General features: G+C 71.0%; 16 protein-coding genes. 7 read left to right on the top strand and 9 right to left on the bottom strand.

The window, feature by feature from the left end:
- Positions 1-2: 2 nt before the first annotated feature.
- From QM779_RS10740 to QM779_RS10715, 6 genes are all read right to left on the bottom strand, one after another.
- Entirely contained in the window at positions 3-4,430 is a 4,428-nt protein-coding gene (locus QM779_RS10740) for a PKD domain-containing protein (protein WP_428535008.1), read from the bottom strand.
- 325 nt (positions 4,431-4,755) lie between these two features.
- Entirely contained in the window at positions 4,756-5,718 is a 963-nt protein-coding gene (locus QM779_RS10735) for a GlxA family transcriptional regulator (RefSeq protein ID WP_428535006.1), read from the bottom strand.
- 268 nt (positions 5,719-5,986) lie between these two features.
- Positions 5,987-7,204: a glycosyltransferase gene (locus QM779_RS10730; RefSeq protein WP_428535004.1), complete on the bottom strand. Its 1,218-nt coding sequence runs from the start codon at positions 7,202-7,204 to the stop codon at positions 5,987-5,989.
- A gap of 10 nt (positions 7,205-7,214) precedes the next feature.
- Complete coding sequence (locus QM779_RS10725; RefSeq protein ID WP_428535002.1) at positions 7,215-9,392, bottom strand: ArnT family glycosyltransferase; 2,178 nt, start codon at positions 9,390-9,392, stop codon at positions 7,215-7,217.
- A gap of 253 nt (positions 9,393-9,645) precedes the next feature.
- On the bottom strand, positions 9,646-11,094 hold the full coding sequence (locus QM779_RS10720) for a sensor histidine kinase (protein WP_428535000.1): 1,449 nt from the start codon (positions 11,092-11,094) through the stop codon (positions 9,646-9,648).
- Entirely contained in the window at positions 11,091-11,831 is a 741-nt protein-coding gene (locus QM779_RS10715; protein WP_428534998.1) for a response regulator transcription factor, read from the bottom strand. Before QM779_RS10715 ends, QM779_RS10720 begins: the two co-directional genes overlap by 4 nt.
- Before the next feature lie 137 nt (positions 11,832-11,968).
- On the opposite strand from QM779_RS10715, the gene QM779_RS10710 reads away from it, so the two are divergent.
- The 3 genes from QM779_RS10710 to QM779_RS10700 are packed head-to-tail and all read left to right on the top strand — an operon-like array spanning position 11,969 to position 13,835.
- Complete coding sequence (locus QM779_RS10710; protein WP_428534996.1) at positions 11,969-12,631, top strand: class E sortase; 663 nt, start codon at positions 11,969-11,971, stop codon at positions 12,629-12,631.
- On the top strand, positions 12,631-12,795 hold the full coding sequence (locus tag QM779_RS10705) for a hypothetical protein (RefSeq protein ID WP_428534994.1): 165 nt from the start codon (positions 12,631-12,633) through the stop codon (positions 12,793-12,795). Before QM779_RS10710 ends, QM779_RS10705 begins: the two co-directional genes overlap by 1 nt.
- Before the next feature lie 11 nt (positions 12,796-12,806).
- On the top strand, positions 12,807-13,835 hold the full coding sequence (locus QM779_RS10700; RefSeq protein ID WP_428534992.1) for a YdcF family protein: 1,029 nt from the start codon (positions 12,807-12,809) through the stop codon (positions 13,833-13,835).
- Here the strand turns inward: QM779_RS10700 and QM779_RS10695 are convergent.
- Positions 13,826-14,107 (bottom strand): acylphosphatase, encoded by a 282-nt coding sequence (locus QM779_RS10695; protein WP_428534990.1) that lies wholly within the window; start codon positions 14,105-14,107, stop codon positions 13,826-13,828. The two genes, QM779_RS10700 and QM779_RS10695, sit on opposite strands and share 10 nt — an antisense overlap.
- Positions 14,108-14,220: 113 nt before the next feature.
- Here QM779_RS10695 and QM779_RS10690 point away from each other — a divergent pair, with 113 nt between their 5' ends.
- On the top strand, positions 14,221-14,712 hold the full coding sequence (locus QM779_RS10690; RefSeq protein WP_428534988.1) for a phosphoribosyltransferase: 492 nt from the start codon (positions 14,221-14,223) through the stop codon (positions 14,710-14,712).
- 7 nt (positions 14,713-14,719) lie between these two features.
- Here QM779_RS10690 and QM779_RS10685 read toward each other — a convergent pair whose 3' ends face one another.
- Complete coding sequence (locus QM779_RS10685; RefSeq protein ID WP_428534986.1) at positions 14,720-15,151, bottom strand: YdeI/OmpD-associated family protein; 432 nt, start codon at positions 15,149-15,151, stop codon at positions 14,720-14,722.
- A gap of 491 nt (positions 15,152-15,642) precedes the next feature.
- Positions 15,643-16,212 (bottom strand): dihydrofolate reductase family protein, encoded by a 570-nt coding sequence (locus QM779_RS10680; RefSeq protein ID WP_428534984.1) that lies wholly within the window; start codon positions 16,210-16,212, stop codon positions 15,643-15,645.
- Positions 16,213-16,405: 193 nt separating this feature from the next.
- Here QM779_RS10680 and QM779_RS10675 point away from each other — a divergent pair, with 193 nt between their 5' ends.
- The 3 genes from QM779_RS10675 to QM779_RS10665 all read left to right on the top strand — a co-directional run bounded on the left by QM779_RS10675 (position 16,406) and on the right by QM779_RS10665 (position 21,328).
- Positions 16,406-18,052, top strand: a complete 1,647-nt coding sequence (locus QM779_RS10675) for an amidohydrolase (protein WP_428534982.1) — start codon at positions 16,406-16,408, stop codon at positions 18,050-18,052.
- 186 nt (positions 18,053-18,238) lie between these two features.
- Positions 18,239-19,639: an NAD(P)/FAD-dependent oxidoreductase gene (locus QM779_RS10670; protein ID WP_428534980.1), complete on the top strand. Its 1,401-nt coding sequence runs from the start codon at positions 18,239-18,241 to the stop codon at positions 19,637-19,639.
- Positions 19,640-19,840: 201 nt separating this feature from the next.
- A complete protein-coding gene (locus QM779_RS10665) occupies positions 19,841-21,328 on the top strand; it encodes a CoA-acylating methylmalonate-semialdehyde dehydrogenase (RefSeq protein WP_428534978.1) in 1,488 nt (495 codons plus the stop codon).
- Positions 21,329-21,337 lie beyond the last annotated feature (9 nt).

The raw sequence follows: 21,337 nt of genomic DNA, 5'->3' as shown, positions 1-21,337 counted from the left end.
GCTCAGGCCACGGTCAGCTGCCTGGTCACGGTCGTCGACTTGCCCCACCCGTCGGTCACGGTGAGGGTCACCGTGTAGGTGCCGGCGAGGGCGAAGGTGTGCGAAGGAGCGGTGCTGGTGCTCTGGGGCGTCCCGTCCCCCCACTGCCAGACCCGGCTGATGGTGTCCCCGGTGTTGGGATCCGTCGAGGCCGCGCTGGAGAAGTTGCAGACCCGTCCCGAGCACGCCGGCTCGCTGATCACGGCGTTCGGTGGGACGTTGTCCGTGGGTTCGGTGATCGTCACCGTCCTCGTCGTCGTGCCGACGTTGTTCCACTGGTCCTTCGCGGTCAGGGTGACGGTGAAGGTGCCGGAGGTCGTGTAGGTCTTCGCCGCAGGGACGACGCCCGTCGCGGTGCCCTGGCCCGTGCCGTAGTTCCACGAGTAGGTCACGGAGCCGATCTCCTCATCGGTGGTGGCGCGCGCGTCGAACTCGCAGACGTTGGAGTCGGCCCCCGTCCCGCAGGTGGCCGTGAACGAGGCCACGGGCGGGTTGCTCGCGGGCACCTGCACCGTGATGTTGCCGACGTCGTACGTCGGCGACGTGGTGAACCCGTGGCTGTCCACACCGCGCACCCGCACGGTGTAGACACCGGCAGGGATCACCGGGGTGGTGTAGGAGTAGTTCGACCCTGCCGAGCCCGGGGAGTTCAGGAACCCGGTACGCCAGCTCTCGGCCGTACTGGTGAAGGTCCCGGTGCTGCTCAGGTACTGGCCGACGGAGTTGACCACTGCCACCTGGGCGGTGGCGATCTGGCGGTCATCCTCCAGGCGGCCCGTGACGACGATCTTCCCGTCGGTGAACACCGTCCCCGCCTGGGGCTGCGCCAGCGCCGCCGTCACCGTGGGAGGGAGGTCGCCGGGATAGATCGGGTACCGAGCCGTGGCGCCGCTCAGGGACAGGTCCTGCTGGCCGGCGGTGTCGTACGCGTACGCCGTGACCTGCCAGTTGCCCTCGTTCGGGAAGGTCAGCGGCAGGCTCCACGTCGTGCTCGTCCCGTTCGGCGTCGCGAGGGTGGCGTTGATCGTGGCGAAGGTGGCCGACTGCGAACCATCCGGCTGGAGGTAGCGGTTGGTGTCGCCGTCCAGGGCGGCGATCCGCACGCTCGCCACACCCTTGTCGTCGGTCGCGGTCCCGGTGAGGTTCACCACCAGCGACTGCAGCCCCGTGACCGTGCCGGTGACGCTGAGCAGGCCGTTCGGAGCGTTGTCGCCGGCCACCTGGGCGAGCAGGGTCAGCTTCCCCTGGTTGGTCGAGGACGTGACCAGCCCGGCGTCATCCGTGGCACGGACCGCGAAGCTGTACGAGCCAGGGGTCAGGGTGAACGGCGTGGTGTAGGACCAGGTCGTGCTCGTCCCGCTGAGGTTGATCGAGGTGACCCGGTACCACCCGGTCGCCTGCACGGCCCAGGTGCCGTCCGCGGCAAGGGTCTCGCCCGTGGTGTTGTTGCGCAGGGAGACCTCCACGCTCGCCAGGTCCTCGTCATCGGTCGCAGAGCCGCTGAACGACAGCGGGCTCCCCGGCGTCACCGCGACCGAACCGACCGCCACCGGAGGGTTCATCACCACCGGCGTGACGATCGACACCGAGGGCGCGATCCCGCTGCTGTTGATGATCCAGGTGCGGTCGTAGGTGTCCAGGGACGACTGCCCGGACGTGTCCCGCGGCACGACCTGGAGCTGCCAGGTGTCCTCGTAGGGGACGGTCACCTCGGTCGACCAGGTCGTCGTTGCCGCGTCGACGAGGTCGGGCTGGACAGTGAACGAGTTGTACACGGCCGCAGCGGTGCCGTCGTCCTGCAGGTAACGGTTGCTGGAGTCCCTGAGGGTGTAGCCCACCGCGCGGACGCCGACGTCGTCCGTCGCGGTACCGGTGATCGTGAAGGTCAGCGAGGTGAGCAGGCCGGCAGCCGGCGAGGTGATGGTGGCGGTCGGGGACTGGTCCGACGTCGAGAACGTCTCGAACTTGTTGGTCACCTTGTCCGACGAACTCCCGTTCACCGCGAAGGTCTTGGCCCGGATCTCCAGGTTGAGGGTGGCCGGGATGGTCAGGGTCAGCGACCAGGCAGTGTCCACGGCGTTCGGGCTGGCCAGGGTTGCATTGATCGTGTTGGACGTGACCCAGCTGGTCAGGTCGTCGGCGAGGAAGGCGTTGGTGTCGCGGTTGCGGATCTCGATCTGGACCCGGCTCACCCCGCTGGTGGCGTGGGCGGTACCGGAAACCGTGAAGGGTTGACCGGACTCGACCACTCGGCCCTCGATCGGCGCCCCGATCACGGCCTCGTTCGCCGGTGCCGTCGTCGACGGCAGGCTGTAGACCGCGATCCGACCCACTGTCTGCGACCCCTGGGTGGTGGCGTCCCCTCCGGTCACCAGCCCCTTCGGGGTGACCAGCATGGCCTTGTTGCCCTCGAAGGAGTCGGAGCCGGGGTTGAACTCGACGGCCTTGCCGAGCGCGGGGTCGAGCGCGCCGATGTGGTCGCGCCGAACCACCTCGTCGCCCAGGCCGTAGCCGGACAGGCCCTGCCCGGTGCCGTAGCCGACGTCGTCCAGCCCGGGCCAGGGGTCGCGGGAGGTCTGCGACTCGTTCCAGCTGAAGTGGCCGCCGATGTAGATGGCCTTCTCCGAGATGGCCACGGAGTAGACGGAGTCGAAGCAGCGGGCCACCCAGGTCGGTTCGACGTTGTCCTCGCCGGCGATCGGGAACCGGACGACGGTGTCGTTGATCGGCGGACGGTCTCCTCCGGAACCGCTGGTGACGACGAAGTAGCTCCCGTCCGGGGAGATGTCGGCAGCGAAGGCGCGCTGCACGCCACCGACGAACGCGAGGTTGTCCTCCCACAGGCGGGTCCGCCAGGGCAGCAACGCTCCGGTCTTGAGGTTGATGAGGGCCGCACCGTAGCGGGTCTCGCCGGCAACCTTCCGGCCGGTGTGGATCACGAGCAGCGTGGACTGATCGGGCGTGATCTTCAGCTCCTGCACGGTCAGCTGGCCGTTCGGGCCGATTCCGCCGGAGAGGTCGTTGTTCCAGGTGCCGCCCGGGTTCGCCGCGGTGGCTCCGACGAGAGCACCGGTGGTGGCGTCCACGGCAGCGAGGCCCGACTTGGCCACTCCGTTGATCGTGGTGAACTGGCCGCCGAGGTAGACCGTGGTGTTGGTGGCCTCGACCTCGGAGCCGACCGCGTCGGCCTGGGCGGTGAAGCCGGTGACCGTCGCGCCCGTGGCGGGGTTGATCGAGGCGAACTTGCGCTTCTTCACGCCGTTCACGTTGTTGAACTTGCCTGCGACGAACAGCTTGGTGCCGTCCGGGCTCGCCTCGACGTCGTACACCTCTCCGTCGAAGACCGGACGGAAGGATGCGTCCACGAGGCCGGTCGTCAGGTTGAACGCGGCGAGGTACGGCTGGCTGTAGCTCGTCGTGTTCCCGCTGGCGTTGTTGCGGATGGTGGTGAACCCACCGGCGACATAGACCCGGTTGCCGCTGTACTCGAGGTCGTAGATCTCGCCGGACGTGATGCGGGGGAACGTCGTGGCGACGGTGTCGGAGACGAGGGTCGTGTGGCCGGGTCCCGCGACGGGCGGGTTCAGGACCACGACCTTCACGCTCTGGGTGGCCTGCGCCGTGTTGGTGCCGTCGCTGACGGTCAGCTGGACCGTTCGGGTGCCGGCCGAGCCGTAGGTGTGGACGGGGCTCACTCCGGTCGCGGTGGCGCTGTCGCCGAAGTCCCACGCGTAGGTGAGGGCGCCGGCCTCGGGGTCGGAGGACGTGCCGGCGTTGAAGCTGCAGTCCAGCTCCGTGCAGCTGTAGGTGAACGCCGCGGTGGGTGCGGCGTTCACCGGTGCGGCCGGCGTGATCGCGAGCGCGAACAGGACGCCCTTGCTCACCGTCTCGCTCGTGGTGGCGACCCGGGTTCCGGAGTCCGGTCCCGTCAGGGGACCGGCCGAGTCGGCGAGCACCTGGCTGGTCTTGCCCGAGCCGGAGCCCCCGTCCGTGGTGCGGGAGGTGGTGGTGCCGGGCAGGGTCCAGGTGAGCGCGACGGAGGACTTCTCGCCCCAGATGTTCACGAGCCAGGAGTTCGTGCCGGTCAGGGTGGCCGACGGGGCGGTGTGGGACGTGGTCGACGCGTCGCCGGACGCGCGGGCGTCCGTCACCTGTGCGCGACCCGTCGTGCTGCGGTACGCAGCGATGCTGACCGTCGACTTGACGGTGGTGCTCGTCGTGGCCGCGACGCTGGTCCCGGCGTCCGTGGCCGTGGCCGTCCTCGTCCAGACCCGGCCGAGGATGCCGCTGCCGTCGATCGAACTGGCCGGGTCCCAGCCGCTGGGCTTGGTGACGGTCGTCGTCGACGAGTTCACGGTCATCGCGAACACGAGCAGGTCGCCCGCCTGCACCGTGGCAGGGACGGCGACCGCGTGGCTGGTTCGGTTCCCGGACGTACTCGCGGCGCCGATGAACGAGAGCGAGTCCTCGGCTGCCGAAGCCGGGACCGCGCTGGTTCCGATTCCGAGGATCGCGAGTGCAACCGCGAGAAGCGTGACAAGTCCAGATCGATGAAGAGCCCGCATGATTTCCCCCCGTGCGCGCCAGCACTCCGCCCCCGCGGAATGCCTGACCTCCCCCCAGAGGCCCTGGCGCAAGTTACTCACAGGAATTGCACATTGGCAAGAGTTGGGCGGACTCCAGATATCACCACTTGGTGGAGTGGCGCCCGGGCGGCTACCCGGCGGGGGAGCCGAAGCGCTGCCGGTAGACGGTCGGCGCGAGGCCCGTGGCGCGCCGGAAATGGTCGCGCAGGACGACGGCGGAGTTGAAGCCGACGCGGTCGGCGACCTGCTCCACGGCGAGGTCGCTGCGCTCGAGCAGGTCGCGCGCGGCGAGCACGCGCTGCTGGACAAGCCACTTGTGCGGAGTGGTGCCGGTCTCGGACGCGAAGCGGCGCGCGAACGTCCGCTCGCTCATCGCGGCGCGGCGGGCGAGCGAGGAGATGCTGTGGTCCTCGTCGATGTGGGCCACCGCCCACTCCAGCAGTGCGGCGAACCCGTCGGACGCGCACTCGGGGATCGGCGTGGCGACGAACTGCTGCTGGCCGCCGTCGCGCTGCGGCGGCACCACCATCCGGCGCGCGATCGTGCTCGCTGCTGCGGCGCCGAGCTCCCTGCGGACCAGGTGCAGGCACGCGTCCACGCCGGCGGCGGTGCCCGCGCTCGTGATGATGTCGCCGGCGTCCACGAACAGCACGCTCGGGTCGACCGACGTCGCGGGGAAGCGGCGCCTCATGTCGTCGGCGTACATCCAGTGGGTGGTGCAGGGCCGTCCGTCGAGCAGGCCGGCCGCACCCAGCACGAACGAGCCGGAGCAGAGGCTCAGGATCGTCGAGCCGGCTGCGTGGGCGGCGCGCAGGGTCGCCAGGATCGCCTCGTCGTAGACCGGCTGCGGTGTGGTGGGGGCGACGATCACGAGGTCGCTGCCGATGGCAGCGCTCAGGGGGCTGGTCGGCGTGATCGCCAGCGGGGTGGTGAGCTTGGTCGCGTACGGCGCGTCCGGACGCGTGCCGCAGACCTGGAAGTCGAACTCGATGCCCTCCTGGCTGCGGTCGATGCCGAACACCTCGGCGGCGACCCCGAACTCGAACAACGAGACGGGCTCGATCAGGATCACACTCACGCTGCGCAGTGCCACGCCCTCAGCATAGTGGCACTATTCCTTTGGGGGGCGACGTTTCTGCCACTAGTGGCGGGAATCCGGCGCTGGAAGGATTTCTGCCATGACCGGACTCCTCATCTCCGCAGGCCTCGTGGCCCTCCTCGTTCTCGCCCTCCAGCCGGCGCACGCGCGCTCGTGGCGTCCCGGCTACGACTCCCGGGTCGACCGCGACCGGGCCCGCCTCGCCGACGAACTGGCCCTCCTGGCATCGTTCGACGCCCCGGTCACGGCGACCGGGTCGGGCTCAGGGCCGGCGGTGCATCAGCAGCCGCAGCGAGACGAACCGGAGCAGGGTGGCGGCGGCGTTGGCCGCGACCAGCACCACGACCTCGACCAGCCGACCGGCTCCGGGAGCGAAGGTGGCAAGGGCCTGGAGGGAGCCGCTGGTGAGCGCCAGGGCGACGCCGAACGCCGCCAGGCCGCCTAGGTGGTGGCGCAGTGCGTCGTCGCGTCCGCTGATCCCGAACGTGAACCGGCGGTTCGCCGCCGTGTTCGCCACCGCGGTGACCAGCAGCGCGACGAGGTTCGCCCCCTGGGCGCCCAGCGGACGCAGCAGCAGGTACAGCGCGAAGTACGCCAGCGTGCTGGCCACGCCGACCGCGCCGAAGCGGAGCAGCTGGCCGAGCATGCCGGACGGAACGCCCGGCTCGGTCGAGGGCAGGTCCGGACGCTCCAGCTCCGCCCGCACCCGGTCGAGGGGGATCCGCCGGCCGGCGAAGCCGCGCAGCAGCCGCCAGATGCCGCGCAGGTCCTCCTGCGCCGTCGCCACGATGTCGACCGTGCTGCCGGGATCGTCCACCCAGTCCACCGGCACCTCGTGGATGCGCAGCCCCGCCCGCTCGGCGAGGACCAGCAACTCGGTGTCGAAGAACCAGTTGTTGTCCTCCACGAGCGGCAGGAGCTGCTGCGCGACGTCACGCCGGACGGCCTTGAAGCCGCACTGCGCGTCGGTGAAGGTCGCCCCGAGCGCCGTCCGCAGCAGCAGGTTGTAGCTGCGCGAGATGAACTCCCGCTTGGGGCCGCGGGCCACCCGTGACCCGCGGGCCAGCCGGGTGCCGATCGCGACGTCGGAGTGGCCGCTGACCAGGGGCGCCACCAGGGGGAGCAGCGCCTTCAGGTCGGTGGACAGGTCCACGTCCATGTAGGCGACCACGTCCGCGTCGGACGCGAGCCACGCCTGGCGCAGGGCGCGTCCGCGTCCCTTGGCGTCCAGGTGGACGGCCCAGACGGACCTGTTCCGAGCGGCGAGGCGCTGGGCGACGGCCCAGGTGCCGTCGGTGGAGGCGTTGTCGGCGATCACGATCCGGTAGCCGTACGGGAACCCGTCCGACAAGTACGCGTCCAGCCCCAGCACGGACGCGGCCAGGTCGGCCTCCTCGTTGTACACGGGGATGATCACGTCGACCAGCGCGGTGCGGGGCCGCGCGGCGCTGTCGGCGGCGGGGACGGGGAGGGCACTCACCGCGACCACCTCACTTCGGCTGGGTGAGGTCGTAGACCGTGGTGCTGCCGACGGTGGTGGCCGTGTAGTTCTCCTCCACCCAGGCCGCGATCTGGCTCGCGACGTCGGAACCGCCGTTACTGGCGCCGATCGTGTTCGCGATGTAGTAGTGGATCTTCCCCTGCGCCACGTACTCCTCGAACTGCTCGAGGGTCGGGGACGGGTCGGAGCCGTTGAAGCCACCGATCGCCATCACCGCGCGCTGGGTGGCCAGCTGGTAGCTCGCCGCGTTCTGCGAGCCGGTCGTCGCCGCGACCCACGTGTAGGAGCTGGAGTCCGCCAGCAGCAGGTTGGTGAGTTCCGTGGACGTCGACGCACCGTTCAGCAGGCCGCCCATCCCGCCTCCGCCGCCGCGTCCGCTCGAGGTGGTGCCGTCGGAGGACGATCCGGTTGAGGTGGACGAGGACGAGCCGGTCGAGGTCGAGGTGCCCGAGGACGATCCGGTGGACGTCGGGGAACTTCCCCGGGTCGGCGGCTGCCCGCCACCCGCGCCGCCGGGGCCACCGCCGCCGGGGCCTCCCCCGCCGAAGCCGCCACCGCGTCCACCGCCGCCGAAGCTGTTGCTCGAGACCGGACCGGCCGTGACGATCGACCCGGTGTGCGCGGTGGCAGCGGTGTTGATCGAGTACGCGTAGGGACCGGCGAGGCCGGCGAGGACGCCGACCACCAGGGCCGCGGTCGCCAGCGCCTTCGGCAGCAGGTTCCCCACCGCGAGCGCGATCCCGGACACCGTGGCCAGGCCGAGCACGACCCAGCCGAGGATCGAGTACCACGAGCCCGCCTGCTGCAGCAGTACGAGCGCCCAGACGCCGGTGCCGACCACGGCTGCGGCGAGGACGAGGCGGGCGACGAGGCGTCCGCGATTCGCCCACAGCCCTGCTCCGCCGAGGGCGACGGCCCCGCCGATCGCGGGGGCGAGGGCCACGGTGTAGTAGTCGTGGTAGATGCCCGCCATGAAGCTGAACACCAGCGCGGTCACGACGAGCCAGCCGAGCCAGACGACGATGCCGCCGGCGAGCGCCTGGGAAGGGGTCTGTTGCCGCCTGCCCTCCGCGTCCAGCATCGGCGTGAGCCGGCGGTGTGCGAACGCGTAGCCCAGGGCGCCCACACACAGCAGGAGTGCTGCGGGGATCAGCCAGGACACCATGCCGCCCGAGACGCCCTCGAACATCCGCAGGATGCCGATCTCGCCCCAGCGACTCGAGCTGTTGCCGACCGAGCCGGTCTCGTCCCCGGTGAGGCGGCCGAACCCGTTGTAGCTCAGGATCAGCTCGAGCAGGGAGTTGTTCTGCGAGCCGCCGATGTAGGGCCGCATCGACGCGGGGGTCAGCTCGACCACGGCGATGTACCAGCCGAAGGAGGCGACCATGGTCACGAAGGCGACCAGCAGGTCGACCACCCGCTTCTTCCAGGACGCGGGAGCGGCGATCCAGTACGCCACCACGAGGGCGGGGAGGACGAGGAAGGCCTGCATCATCTTGGTCAGGAAGCCGAAGCCGAGCGCGACGCCGGCCAGCGCGAGCCAGCCGCGGGAGGCGTGCTCACTGGCTCGGACGGTGAAGTAGCTCGCCAGCACCATCGTGAAGACCAGCAGCGCGTCCGGGTTGTTGAACCGGAACATCAGCGTGGCGGCAGGGGTCAGGGCGAACGCGACGGCGCCGACCAGCGCCGCCCAATGGGCGTTGCGCGTGGTCAGCGGGTGGGTTGAGCCGGGGGCGTTGCGCTGCGCGAGGAGGGTGCGGCGGACGGTCGCGTACAGGACGCCGACGCTGGCCACGCCGAGTAGCGCCTCGGGGACGAGGATGCTCCAGGAGCTCAGCCCGAAGAGCCGCACTGAGAGGGCCATCAGCCAGATGGCGGCCGGGGGCTTGTCGACGGTGATGCTGTTGCCACCGTCCAGCGAGCCGAAGAACCAGGCCGTCCAGTTGGTGGAGCCCGCCTGTGCGGCGGCGGAGTAGAACGAGTTCGCGTAGCCGGAGGCGGAGAGGCCCCAGATGTAGAGGAAGCCGGTGGCGACCAGGAGGGCGATCACCGTTCCCCGTGCCACCCAGTCGGGGCGGTCCTCGACGTAGGCGTAGTACCGGCGGGACGGTTCCCCGTCCGTCGGCCCGGCAAGGGGAGCCGGCGCCTGGGTCTCGATCACGGTCATGCGTCAAGGGAAGCCGCTCCGGCTGGCATCCCCATCGGCTGACCCTGTGAGCCTCTTGTGAGCGACGTGGTCAGCGAGGGACGGCCCCCGACCCGACGGCACGATGGGAACCGTCCCCAGCGTGCCGGGCCCGGGGATCACCACTCTGCGCGTGAGAGTGCCACTCTGCGCGCGAAAGATCGGGCGCAGAGTGGCTTTTGGGGGCGCAGAGTGGCAGTCCCGGGGCACGCGAGGGCGGCGGCCGGTGCGGGCTTCAGGCCAGGGGGACGCGGAGCGAGAACGTGGTGCGGCCGGGCTCGCTCTCGAGCGCGACCTGCCCGCCGTGGGCGTGGACGACCGCCGACACGATCGCCAGGCCGAGGCCGGTGGACGAGCCGCCGGCCTTGCGGACCCTGCTCACGTCGGCGCGGGTGAACCGCTCGAACACCGAGCCCTGGATCTCCGGCGGCACGCCCGGGCCGTTGTCCGTGACCGAGATCACCGCCCAGCCGTCCTCTGCGCGCAGCGCCGTCTGCACACGCGTCCCCGCCGGGGTGTGGGTGCGGGCGTTCGCGAGCAGGTTCGCCACAACCTGGTGCAGGCCGTGCGCGTCCGCGAGGGCCGTCACCGGCTCGTCGGGAAGGTCGAGCGTCCAGCTGTGCTCCGGACTGGCCGCGCGCGCGTCACTGACAGCGTTCAGCACGATCTCGGTGAGGTCGGTCGGACGGATGTCCAGGGTCGGTTCCGAGTCGAGCCGGGCCAGCAGCAGCAGGTCCTGGACGAGGGCCGACATCCGCTCGGACTCGGCCTCGATCCGGCCCAGCGCGTGGGCGGCGTCCTCGGGGAGCTCCTCGCTGCCGCGTCGCGTCAGTTCGGCGTAGCCACGGATGGACGCGAGCGGGTTGCGCAGCTCGTGGGACGCGTCCGCGACGAATTGGCGCACCTTCGTCTCGCTCTGGTGACGCGCAGCGAGGGCGTGCTCGACGTTGTCGAGCATGTGGTTGAAGGCCAGCCCCACGCGGCCCACCTCGGAGGCGGGGTTGGCGTCGCCCGGCGCGACGCGGATGGGGACGTGGCCCTCGCCGCTCTCCAGCGGCAGGTTGGACACCTGGGTGGCGGTCGCCGCCAGCCGGGTGAGCGGACGCAGGCTCTGCTCGACCACGCGCCGGGCGGCGACGTAGGAGATCAGGATCGCGCCGGACGTGAGCAGCCCGGCCATCACCAGCACGTTCGTCATCGGCCCGGTGACGGCGGAGTACGGCAGGCCGACCAAGCGGGTCGAGTCGCCACCCTCCGCGAGTATCACCCGGTAGAGGCCGGCCCCCTCGACGGTGACCGTCGACGGACGGGCGGTGGCGGCGCTGACCAGGTCGGCGGCCGCCTCCTTCGTGACGCCGTCGGGAAGGTTCAGCCACCACGTGCCGTTGATCAGGTCCATCCGGATCAGGCCCGCCCCGGAAGGGTCGACCGGGCCCGCGCCGCCGGTACCGCCGGTGCCGGAGCCGGTGCCCGTCCGCCAGGGCGGACGCGACGCGGCCGCCTGGAGTTGCTCGTCCAGCTGGTTCTGCAGGATCTGGAAGATCGCCAGCGCCGTGAACAGGCTCAGCCCGACCGTGACCAGCGCGACGAGGGCTGTCGTGCGCAACACCAGCTGCCGGCTCAGCGTCCCCTTGCCCATCGGCGAGGGAGCCGTGGCCGCCGCAGGCAGCGCGGGCACCGTCATTCGGCCGCCGGCTTGAGCACGTACCCGGCCCCGCGCATCGTGTGGATCATCGGGGGGCGCCCTGCGTCGATCTTCTTGCGCAGGTAGGAGATGTACAGCTCGACGACGTTGGCCTGGCCGCCGAAGTCGTAGTTCCACACCCGGTCGAGGATCTGGGCCTTGCTCAGCACGCGGCGCGGGTTGCGCATCAGGTAGCGCAGCAGTTCGAACTCGGTGGCGGTCAGGTTGATCACCTCGCCGCCGCGGGTCACCTCGTGGCTGTCCTCGTCGAGGGTCAGGTCGCCGACCACCAGCTGCGACTCGTTGCGCAGCGTGGTTGCGCCGGAGCGGCGCAGCAGCGCCCGCAGCCGGGCGACGAGCTCCTCCAGGCTGAACGGCTTGGTCACGTAGTCGTCGCCGCCGGCGGTCAGTCCGCCGATCCGGTCGTCGAGGGCGTCCTTCGCCGTGAGGAAGATCACGGGCACGTCGGGCTGCTCGGCCCGGATCCGGCGCATCACCTCGAGGCCGTCGAAATCGGGCAGCATCATGTCGAGCACGATGGCGTCCGGACGCACCTCACGCGCGGTCTTGACCGCGGACAATCCCGACTCGGCGGTCGAGACCTCCCAGCCCTCGTAGCGCAGCGCCATGCTGAGCAGCTCGGTGAGGCTGGTCTCGTCATCGACGGTCAGCACCCGGATCGCGGTGCCGTCCGGGCGGGTGAGGGCTTCCTGTCCACTTCGTGCGGTGATGGCCATGGCCTGACTCTCTCAGCGTCGGGTGAGGAACCGCTGGCAGTTTCCTGTGAGAACACTATGACTCATCCCCGGGGTGGGCGGCAGGTAGCCTGTGGACGAGCCGGGCGGACGCCCTGCGGGCGGAGGGGAGGGACGGCATGCGGGTGCTCCGTGGTGTCGCCGGTCTCCTCGGCGAGCTGTTGGTCACCCTCGGTGCCGTACTGCTGCTGTTCGTGGGTTGGCAGTTGTGGTGGACGGACGTGACCTCGGACGCGGACGCCGCCCAGGTGGTCGACACCCTCCAGGCCGGGTTCGACAGCCCCGACTGGGTGCAGCCCAAGCAGGTGAAGATCGGGGACGCGTACGCGATCGTCCGGATCCCGCGGTTCGGCGCCTCGTATGCGCGGCCCTTGTATGAGGGGACGACGGCGGCGGTGCTGGATCGGGGTGTGGGCCACTACGTGGGGACCGCGTTGCCGGGCGAGGTGGGCAATTTCGCGATGGCGGGGCACCGGACCACGTATGGGAAGCCGTTCAACCGGATCGCGGAGCTGAAGAAGGGCGACGTGGTCCTGGTGGAGACCGGTGAGTCGTGGTTCGTGTACCGGGTGACGGGGCACGAGGTCGTGGCGCCCACGCAGGTGTCGGTGTTGTTGCCGGTGCCGAATGAGCCGGGTGTGGTGGCGAGCGAGGCGACGTTGACGATGACGAGTTGTCATCCCGAGTTCAGCGCCAGGCAGCGGTACGTGGTCCACGCCGTCCTGGAGGCGACCTACCCGCACGCCGACGGCGTCCCCGCCACCGTCCTCCAGGTGACGTGATGTCGTTCTACGGGTGGGTGTGGCGCGTCCTTCCCGGCCCCGTGCCGGTGAAGGTGGTCGAGGCGGCGGTTCTCGTCCTGGCCGTGGTGGCGGTGCTGTTCGTCTGGGTGTTCCCACAGGTCGCGCCGTTCATGCCGTTCAACAACACGACCGTCGGACAGTAGGGGCTGGTCGGGTGCCGCTCACCGAGCTGCTGCCGCTGGCCGTCTTCCTGGTCAGCTACGCACTCGACCCCCGGAAGTTCCGGACGGCGCTGTACCTCCTCGGCGCGGTGCTCTGGGGCCTCGGCGTCAGCGTGACCGCAGCCGTGGGCTCCCTCGCCGTCGCAGGGGAACTTCCCCCGGTGGTGTTCCTGCTGGTCGTGATCGTGCTCGTGCTCGCCACGGTGGTCGGGCTGGCGGTCTTCCTGCTGGTCAGCGGCGTGACCCTGCTGCGGAAGGAGGGGTTCGGGGTCTCCCGGCTGCTCGGGATCGGCGTCGGCCTGGTCCTGCTCGCCTATGTCGCCGGCGTCGTCGCGGTGGTGGTGACCAACTCTCTGGTCGGATTCGTCTGGCTCCTGCTCCTCGGTCTTCCCGCGGCCTACCTCGGCTTCGCCTTCGTGGCGTTCCTGCTCTACGGGAGCCTCTATCCCGCGTTGATGGCCCGCAGGGGGGCGCCGGTGGACGCTGTCGTCGTGCTCGGATCGGGGCTCATCGGCGGGCAGGTTCCGCCCCTGTTGGCCGGCCGGCTGCGCAGGGGACGGCAGGTGTTCGACCGGCTCACCGCGCGCGGCGTCCCGCCCCGGGCGATGGTGACCTCCGGAGGGCAGGGTCCGGACGAGCCGGTCGCGGAGGCCACGGCCATGGCGTCGTTCCTGGTCGCGGACGGACTGCCCGCCGACCGCGTCCTGACCGAGGACCGCTCGCGGAACACCGAGGAGAACCTGGCGAACACGGCGACAGTCCTCGCCGAACGGGGGATCACCGGCCCGATCGCGGTGGTCACCAGCGACTTCCACGCGTTCCGGGCCGCGCTGCTGATGCGTCGCCACGGAATGGAGGGGTACGCGGTCGGCGCGCCGACCGCCCGGTACTACTGGCCTCCCGCGGTGATCCGGGAGTTCATCGCCGTCCTGCGCGACCACCTCTGGCTGAACGCCGTGCTGCTGGTGGCTTCGCTGCTCCCGCTGCTGTTCACCGTCGCAGGGATGCTCGGTCAGCGGTAGCCGAAGGCCCTCGCGCCGGGGACCACGTCCACCCAGCGCAGGTCGTAGTCGTCGACGCGTCCGGGCCGGGCCGTGGTGGACGGGTTCTCCGCGACCAGCCGGATCATCCTCCCCACCGCGTCGTCGTCGCCCTGCGCGCGGATCTCCACAGTCCCGTCCGCCTTGTTCTCCGCGTAGCCGGACAGGCCGAGGTAGCGGGCCTCGCCCATCACCCACCAGCGGAACCCGACCCCCTGGACGCGGCCCCTGACGGTGATCTGCACGGCGATCATGGGCACCCATTGAAGCCGCTCGCGGCGATGACCGCGAGCCGGCGGCCAGCCGGGCGGTTCCAGCGGCTGGGCCGCCGGGGCGGAACCGCGTCCACGTCTGGGAGGATGCGCGCATGAGTGAACCGGTCCGCGAAGTACTCACCTGGCAGACCTTCGGCTCGGCCTCGCGTGAACTCGCCCAGCAGGTGGTCGACTCCGGCTTTCGGCCCGACCTGATCCTCTCGATCACCCGCGGCGGCATGCTCCCGGCCGGAGCGATGAGCTACGCCATGGGGATCAAGAACCTCCACATCATCAACGTGGAGTTCTACACCGGCGTCGACACCCGGCTGCCGCTGCCCGTCCTGCTGCCGCCCGTCCCTGCCGCCGTGGACCTGTCCGACAAGCGCGCCCTGATCGTGGACGACGTCGCCGACACCGGCGAGACGCTGCGAATGGTGCGCGACTTCTGCGCGGAGCACGTCGCCGAGACCCGCACCGCGGTGCTGTACGAGAAGTCGCACTCGGTCGTGAAGTGCGACTACGTGTGGAAGCGGACCGACGAGTGGATCGCCTTCCCGTGGTCGAGCGAGCCCCCGCTGGTGGGGTCGTCGACCGACAACTGAGCGACGATCAGGCCAGGGATTCGACGACCTTCGCGATCCGGCGTCGCCTGGTCTCCTCGGCCTTCGCCTCGGTGACCGCGCGGACGTGCTCCTTGCGCCGGGACGGGGCGAGGGCGTCGAAGGCGTCTCGCACGCCTTCGGCAGCGAGGGCGTCGGCCAGGTCGACGGGGACGGGGGTGTCCCTGCTGGACGCGTCGTGGACGAGCGTCACCTCATGCGTCTCGCCTCCCGCGACCCCGGCCGCGGCACGATGGGCCGCCGACAGCGGGATCAGGTAGTGCCCGCCCATCACCGCGATCGTGGACGGGTAGCTGTACCCCGCGATCGTGACCTGGACGGGCACCCGCTTACCTGCCGCGAACCCTGCAACGACGTCCTCGGGCACCTCGATCCCGACGTTGTTGCCCATCTGGTGCAGGGTCGTGGTGAAAGTTGGCATCGTCGCTCCCGTCGCTCGGCTGTCGGCTCAACAGCACCCCGCGTCCGGATTGTTCCCGCTTGAGTCCACTTCGTGGTGGACGGATCGTGGCGAGTTTGCCGCAGGAGCGTCCACTTTGTGGTGGACGGTGCCGCGCTGGTTGTCATCCCGGCTTAACCCGGGATCTCGGTGTGGGTGGTGGCGGGTGTGTCGTCGGGATCCCGGCTTCCGCCGGGATGGCGGGGTATGTCCACTTTGTGGTGGACGGATCGTGGCGAGTTTGCCGCAGGAGCGTCCACTTTGTGGTGGACGGGCGCCGCGCTGGTTGTCATCCCGGGCTTGACCCGGGATCTCCGCGTAGGTGGTGGCGGGTGTGTCGCCGGGTTGGCCGCGGTGGTGTTTGGCGGGTCGTGTCCTCGTCAAGGTGGACGGTTTGTCGTGAGTTCGCCGCAGGAGCGTCCACTTTGTGGTGGACGGGGCGCCGCCGCCGGTCCCACCCCGTGGCTCGCAGCTCAGTCGTGGCGGAAGCGGTAGTCGAGGATCAGGGTGCCGAGGTCGGAGTGGGCGACGGACGCCAGCAGCAGGCGGCGCGGGGACGGGAGGCCGCCGAACAGGCCGGTGCCGGTGCCCAGCAGGAGCGGGTGGACGACGAGGGTCAGCCGATCGACCAGGTCGTGTGCCATCAGGAACCGCGCCAGCTGGCCGCTGCCCAGCAGGGTGATCACGCCCTCGCCCTCCGACTTCAGCCAGGCCACCGAGCCCGCCACGTCGTCGGCGATCACCGTCGTCGGCTGCCAGGTCGGCGTCGGCACCGTCCGGCTGACCAGGTACTTCGGGGTCGCGTTCAGGTGCGCGGCCATCGGGTTGTCGTCGGGCTGGGTGGGCCAGAACGCTGCGAGCTCCTCGTAGGTGCGCCGCCCGAACAGGTAGGCGGTGGTCGCGTTCGCCGCGCCGGGCTCGCTCGGCGGCTGCACCGGGTAGTCCATGCCCCAGCCCGGGTGGGCGAAGTCGCCGTCGGGGTTCGCCAGCCCCTGCATCACCCCGTCGACGGACAGGAACTCGACCAGCCTCAGCTCTCGCATGCTGCCTCCTTCACCGGACACCACTCTCGTTACCCGATCCGCCGAACACCACCCCGGTCATCCCGGCGGAAGCCGGGATCTCGACGTCACACCCGCCACCACCGACGCGGAGATCCCGGGTCAAGCCCGGGATGATGGAGAACCCGGCCCCGGACAGTTCGCGCCGCGGGCACGTCCCGTCCCTAGGCTGGCGGTGCCCGGCCAGACCGTGCACATCGGAGAGAGGGTGGTCCGCGTGGGTGCCGACCTGCTGTTCACCAACGGCCCGGTGTGGCTCGGCCCGGGGCTCCGAACCGACGCCCTCGCCGTCACCGCCGGACGGATCAGCGCGCTCGGCGCGGACGCCACGGCTGCCGGAGCGACCGAGGTCGTCGACCTCGACGGCGGGCTGCTCCTGCCCGCGTTCTCCGACGGGCACTGCCACCCGCCGCAGGCCGGCATGGAGAAGCTCGGGCCGTCCATCTCGGACCTGGATTCGGTCGAGGCGATCGTCGCCGAGGTCGGCCGGTACGCCGCCGCGCACCCCGAGCTGGGCTGGATCGTCGGCGGCAGCTACGAGCCCGCGCTGGCGCCGGGCGGCTCCTTCCACGCCGCCTGGCTGGACGCGGTCGTCGCCGACCGGCCCGTCCTGCTCCGGGCCCACGACTACCACACGGTCTGGTGCAACTCGCGGGCGCTCGAGGTCGCCGGGGTGGACGCCTCCACGCCGCAGCCGGCCACGGGCCTGATCGACCGGTTCGCCGACGGCCGGCCGGTCGGCACGCTCCGCGAACCGGAGGCCTACACCCTCGTCGACCGGTTCGCCCCCTCACCCACCCCCGCGGTGTGGGCGGACGCGCTGCGCCTGGCCTGCGCCGACATGGCGGCGGTCGGCGTGACCTGGATGCAGGACGCCTGGGTGGACGAGGGCGGCCACCGGCCCTACCTCGCGCTGCTGGGACGCGGCGAACTGGGCGTCCGCACCAACCTGGCCTGGCTGGCCGAGCCGGACTGCTGGCGCGACCAGCTGGCCGTGTTCGTCGCCCAGCGCGAGGAGGTCGCGGCCGCCGGCGCGCCGCGGCTGCTCACCGGCGACACGGTGAAGTTCTTCGCCGACGGCGTGATCGAGTCGGCCACGGCCGAGATGCTGGAGCCCTACCTCGACACCCACGACCACGGCAGGGCGGTGTGGCCACCGGATGAACTCGCGCGGGCGGTGGCCGCGATCGACGCGCTCGGCTTCCAGACCCACATCCACGCGATCGGGGACGCGGCCGTCCGGCACGCCCTGGACGCGATCGAGCACGCGACGCGGACCAACCCCGACCGGGACCGCCGTCCGGTGATCACCCACGTCCAGCTCGCCGAGGCGTCCGACCTGGCCCGGTTCGCGCCCCTCGGCGTGGTCGCAGCCATGCAGACCTACTGGGCCCAGCACGACGCGCTGATGGACGAACTGACCGCCCCACGGCTGGGGCCCGACCGCACCGACCGCCAGTACCCGGTGGCGACCCTGCTCGGCCTCGGCGCGCGGGTGTCGATCGCGAGCGACTGGCCGGTGTCGACGAACTCCCCGCTCGAGGCGCTGACGGTCGCCGCCACCCGCCAGAACGACGCCGGCCTCCCCGTGGGTGGCTGGATGCCGCACGAGCGCCTGCCGCTCGAAGCGGGCCTGCTCGCCGCGACTGCGACCGGCGCGTACCAGGGCTTCACCGACGCATTCCGGGGCTCGCTCACCGTCGGCAGGGACGCCGACCTGGTCCAGCTGGACCGGGACGTGACGGCGGCCGACCCCGCGCTCGCCCGCACCGCTGAGGTCCGGGGGACATGGCTCGCCGGCACGGCAACGCACCAGAGGTGAGCACGGCGCGTCCGGCGCGCTCACGATGAATTTTCCGCCGAGGATCCCCGGCATCTCCACGGTATTCGTCGTCGTTGGGCGATCTTTCGTCGTATTCCGTAACGCAATCGACGTACGGGTCCGCTAGGTTGGTCCCGAAATGGACGGCGCGGGGCCCGCGCGAGCGGGCGCCGGGGAGGTGAACCAGTGCAGCGCACCACGGCATTCGAGCGCGGCCGTCCGCCCGCCCGAACGGTGTCGCAGGCGCTCGCCGCGAGCCGTCCCGCCGTGTTCTGGCTGGACGGCCTCGATCGGACCGCGCACCCCGCCCTCGTCGGCGGCCGCGAGGCCGACCTGGTCATCGTCGGCGGTGGCTACGCCGGGTTGTGGACGGCGATCCGCGCCAAGGAGCGCGACCCGTCCCGCGACGTCGTGCTGCTGGAGGCCCACGAGGTCGGCTGGGCCGCGTCCGGCCGCAACGGCGGCTTCTGCGAGGCCAGCCTCACCCACGGCGAGGAGAACGGGCGGCAGCGCTGGCCCGACGAACTCGACCAGCTCGACCGGCTCGGCAGGGAGAACCTGGCCGGCATCGAGGACACGATCCGCCGCTACGGGATGGACGTCGAGTTCGAGCGCACCGGCCAGCTGAGCGTCGCCGTCGAACCCCACCAGCTGGCCTGGATCGAGGCGGAGGACGGGTTCCTCGACCAGGCGGCGGTGCGCGCGGAAGTGAACTCACCGACCTACCTGGGCGGGCTGTGGAGCCGGGACGACGCCGCGCTGGTGAACCCCGGCCGGCTGGCCCTCGAACTCGCCCGCGTCGCGAGCGAGCTGGGAGTGGTGATCCACGAGCACTCCGAGGTGCGGGCGATCGGGGGCGGCGGGCCGGTCACCGTCACCACGGCGCGCGGCTGGGTGAAGGCCCGTTCGGTCGCGCTGGCGACCAACGTCTTCCCTTCCCTGCTGCGCCGCAACCGGCTGCTGACCGTGCCGGTCTACGACTACGCGATCGTCACCGAGCCGCTGGACGCCGACCAGCTCGCCTCGATCGGCTGGCGGAACCGGCAGGGTCTGGCCGACCTGGCCAACCAGTTCCACTACTACCGGCTGACCGCGGACAACCGGATCCTCTTCGGCGGCTACGACGCGGTCTACCACTACGGCGGCAGGGTACGGCCCGGCTACGAGGAGCGGCCGGCCACCTACCGGCGCCTGGCCGAGCACTTCTTCGTCACCTTCCCGCAGCTGGACGGGCTGCGGTTCAGCCACCGCTGGGCGGGCACGATCGACACCTGCACGCGGTTCTGCGCGTTCTACGGCCTCGCCCGCGGGGGGCGGGTCGCGTACGCGGCGGGCTTCACCGGCCTGGGCGTCGGGGCGACCCGCTTCGCTGCCGACGTCATGCTCGACCTGCTGGCCGGCGAGGAGACCGAGCGGACGTCGCTGCGGATGGTGCGGGAGCGTCCGCTGCCGTTCCCGCCCGAGCCTGCCGCGTCCCTCGGCATCGCCGTCACGAAGTGGTCGCTGGACCGCGCCGACCACACGGAGGGCAGGCGCAACGCCGTCCTGCGCTCACTGGACGCTCTGGGCCTGGGGTTCGACTCGTGACGCGCATCCCGGTGCGTCGCTCGATCGGACGGCGCGTCGTTCGTGTTGCAGCTGCGGGGTGGGAACAGTCTCGGACTCTGTAGGCAAACGCCGGCTCTTCTCCGTAATCTTGATCGTGAGGCGAGAGCAGGCAACGAAATCCTCAGCACTGAGGCTTTGGGGCCACGATTATCGAATGTTGGGCGAAGGGAGAGGCAGGACATGGGAGTGATCCCGCACGTGATCGCCGGAGCCGAGGTCACCGACGACGTCCGCACCGGGCCGGTGTTCAACCCGGCGACCGGGGAGCGGATCGCCGAGGTCGGCTTCGCGGACGAGGCGCGGGTGGCCGAGGCGGTCGCCGCCGCGAAGGCCGCACTGCCCGGCTGGCGGGGGACGGGGCTGGTGAAGCGGGCCGACGTGTTCTTCCGGCTGCGCCAACTGCTGCTCGAACGCTCCGGTGAGCTGGCTGCGATCGTCACCCGCGAGCACGGCAAGGTGCTCGCGGACGCCGCCGGTGAGGTCAGCCGCGGGCTGGAGAACGTCGAGTTCGCCGCCGGGCTGGTTCACCTGCTCAAGGGCGAGTACGCCGAGCAGGTCTCCCGTGGCGTGGACGTCCACTCCGTCAAGCAGCCCGTCGGGGTGGTGGCCTGCATCACCCCGTTCAACTTCCCGATCATGGTGCCGCTGTGGATGACCGCCTCGGCGATCGCCTGCGGCAACACCGTCGTCCTCAAGCCCAGCGAGAAGGACCCGTCCGCCTCGCTCTTCCTGGCCAGGCTGTTCGCCGAGGCCGGGCTGCCCGACGGCGTGCTGAACGTCGTCCACGGCGACAAGGTGGCCGTCGACGCCCTGCTCGACCACCCGGACGTGAAGGCGGTCAGCTTCGTCGGCTCCACCCCGATCGCGAAGGCGATCTACACCCGGGCCTCGGCCAACGGCAAGCGCGTACAGGCCCTCGGCGGCGCCAAGAACCACATGGTCGTGATGCCGGACGCAGATCTGGACGCGGCGGCGGACGCTGCGGTCTCGGCCTCGTACGGCGCGGCCGGCGAGCGCTGCATGGCGATCTCCGTCCTCGTCTGTGTCGGGGACGCGACCGCGGACGCGCTGATCGGCAAGATCACCGAGCGCATCGCCAGACTCAAGATCGGGGACGGCACGGACCCGGCGTCCGAGATGGGTCCGCTGATCACCGCCGAGCACCGGGCGAAGGTCGCGGGCTATGTCACCGGCGCGGCCGCCGAGGGCGCGAAGGTCGTTGTGGACGGCACATCACAGGCCTTCGACGGTGACGGGTTCTTCATCGGGGTCAGCCTCGTCGACGGCGTCCGTCCGGGCATGAAGGTGTACGACGAGGAGATCTTCGGGCCGGTGCTGTCGGTCGTCCGCGTCGCGTCCTACGACGAGGCGGTCGCGCTGATCAACGCCAACCGGTTCGCCAATGGCACCGCGATCTTCACCCGGGACGGCGGCACCGCCCGGGCCTTCGAGGCGGAGGCCGAGGTCGGCATGGTCGGCGTGAACGTGCCGATCCCGGTGCCGGTCGGCGCCTTCAGCTTCGGCGGCTGGCGCGACTCCCTGTTCGGGGACAGCCACATCTACGGGCCCGAGTCGATCCACTTCTACACCCGCAGCAAGGTGGTCACCTCGCGGTGGCCCGACCCGTCCGAGTCGCAGGTCAACCTCGGCTTCCCGTCCAACCACTGAGGAATCTCC

This window comes from Propionicimonas sp., assembly GCF_049840635.1.
In the GTDB taxonomy this organism is placed as follows: domain Bacteria; phylum Actinomycetota; class Actinomycetes; order Propionibacteriales; family Propionibacteriaceae; genus Propionicimonas.
This window is presented reverse-complemented; position numbering and strand designations above follow the sequence as displayed.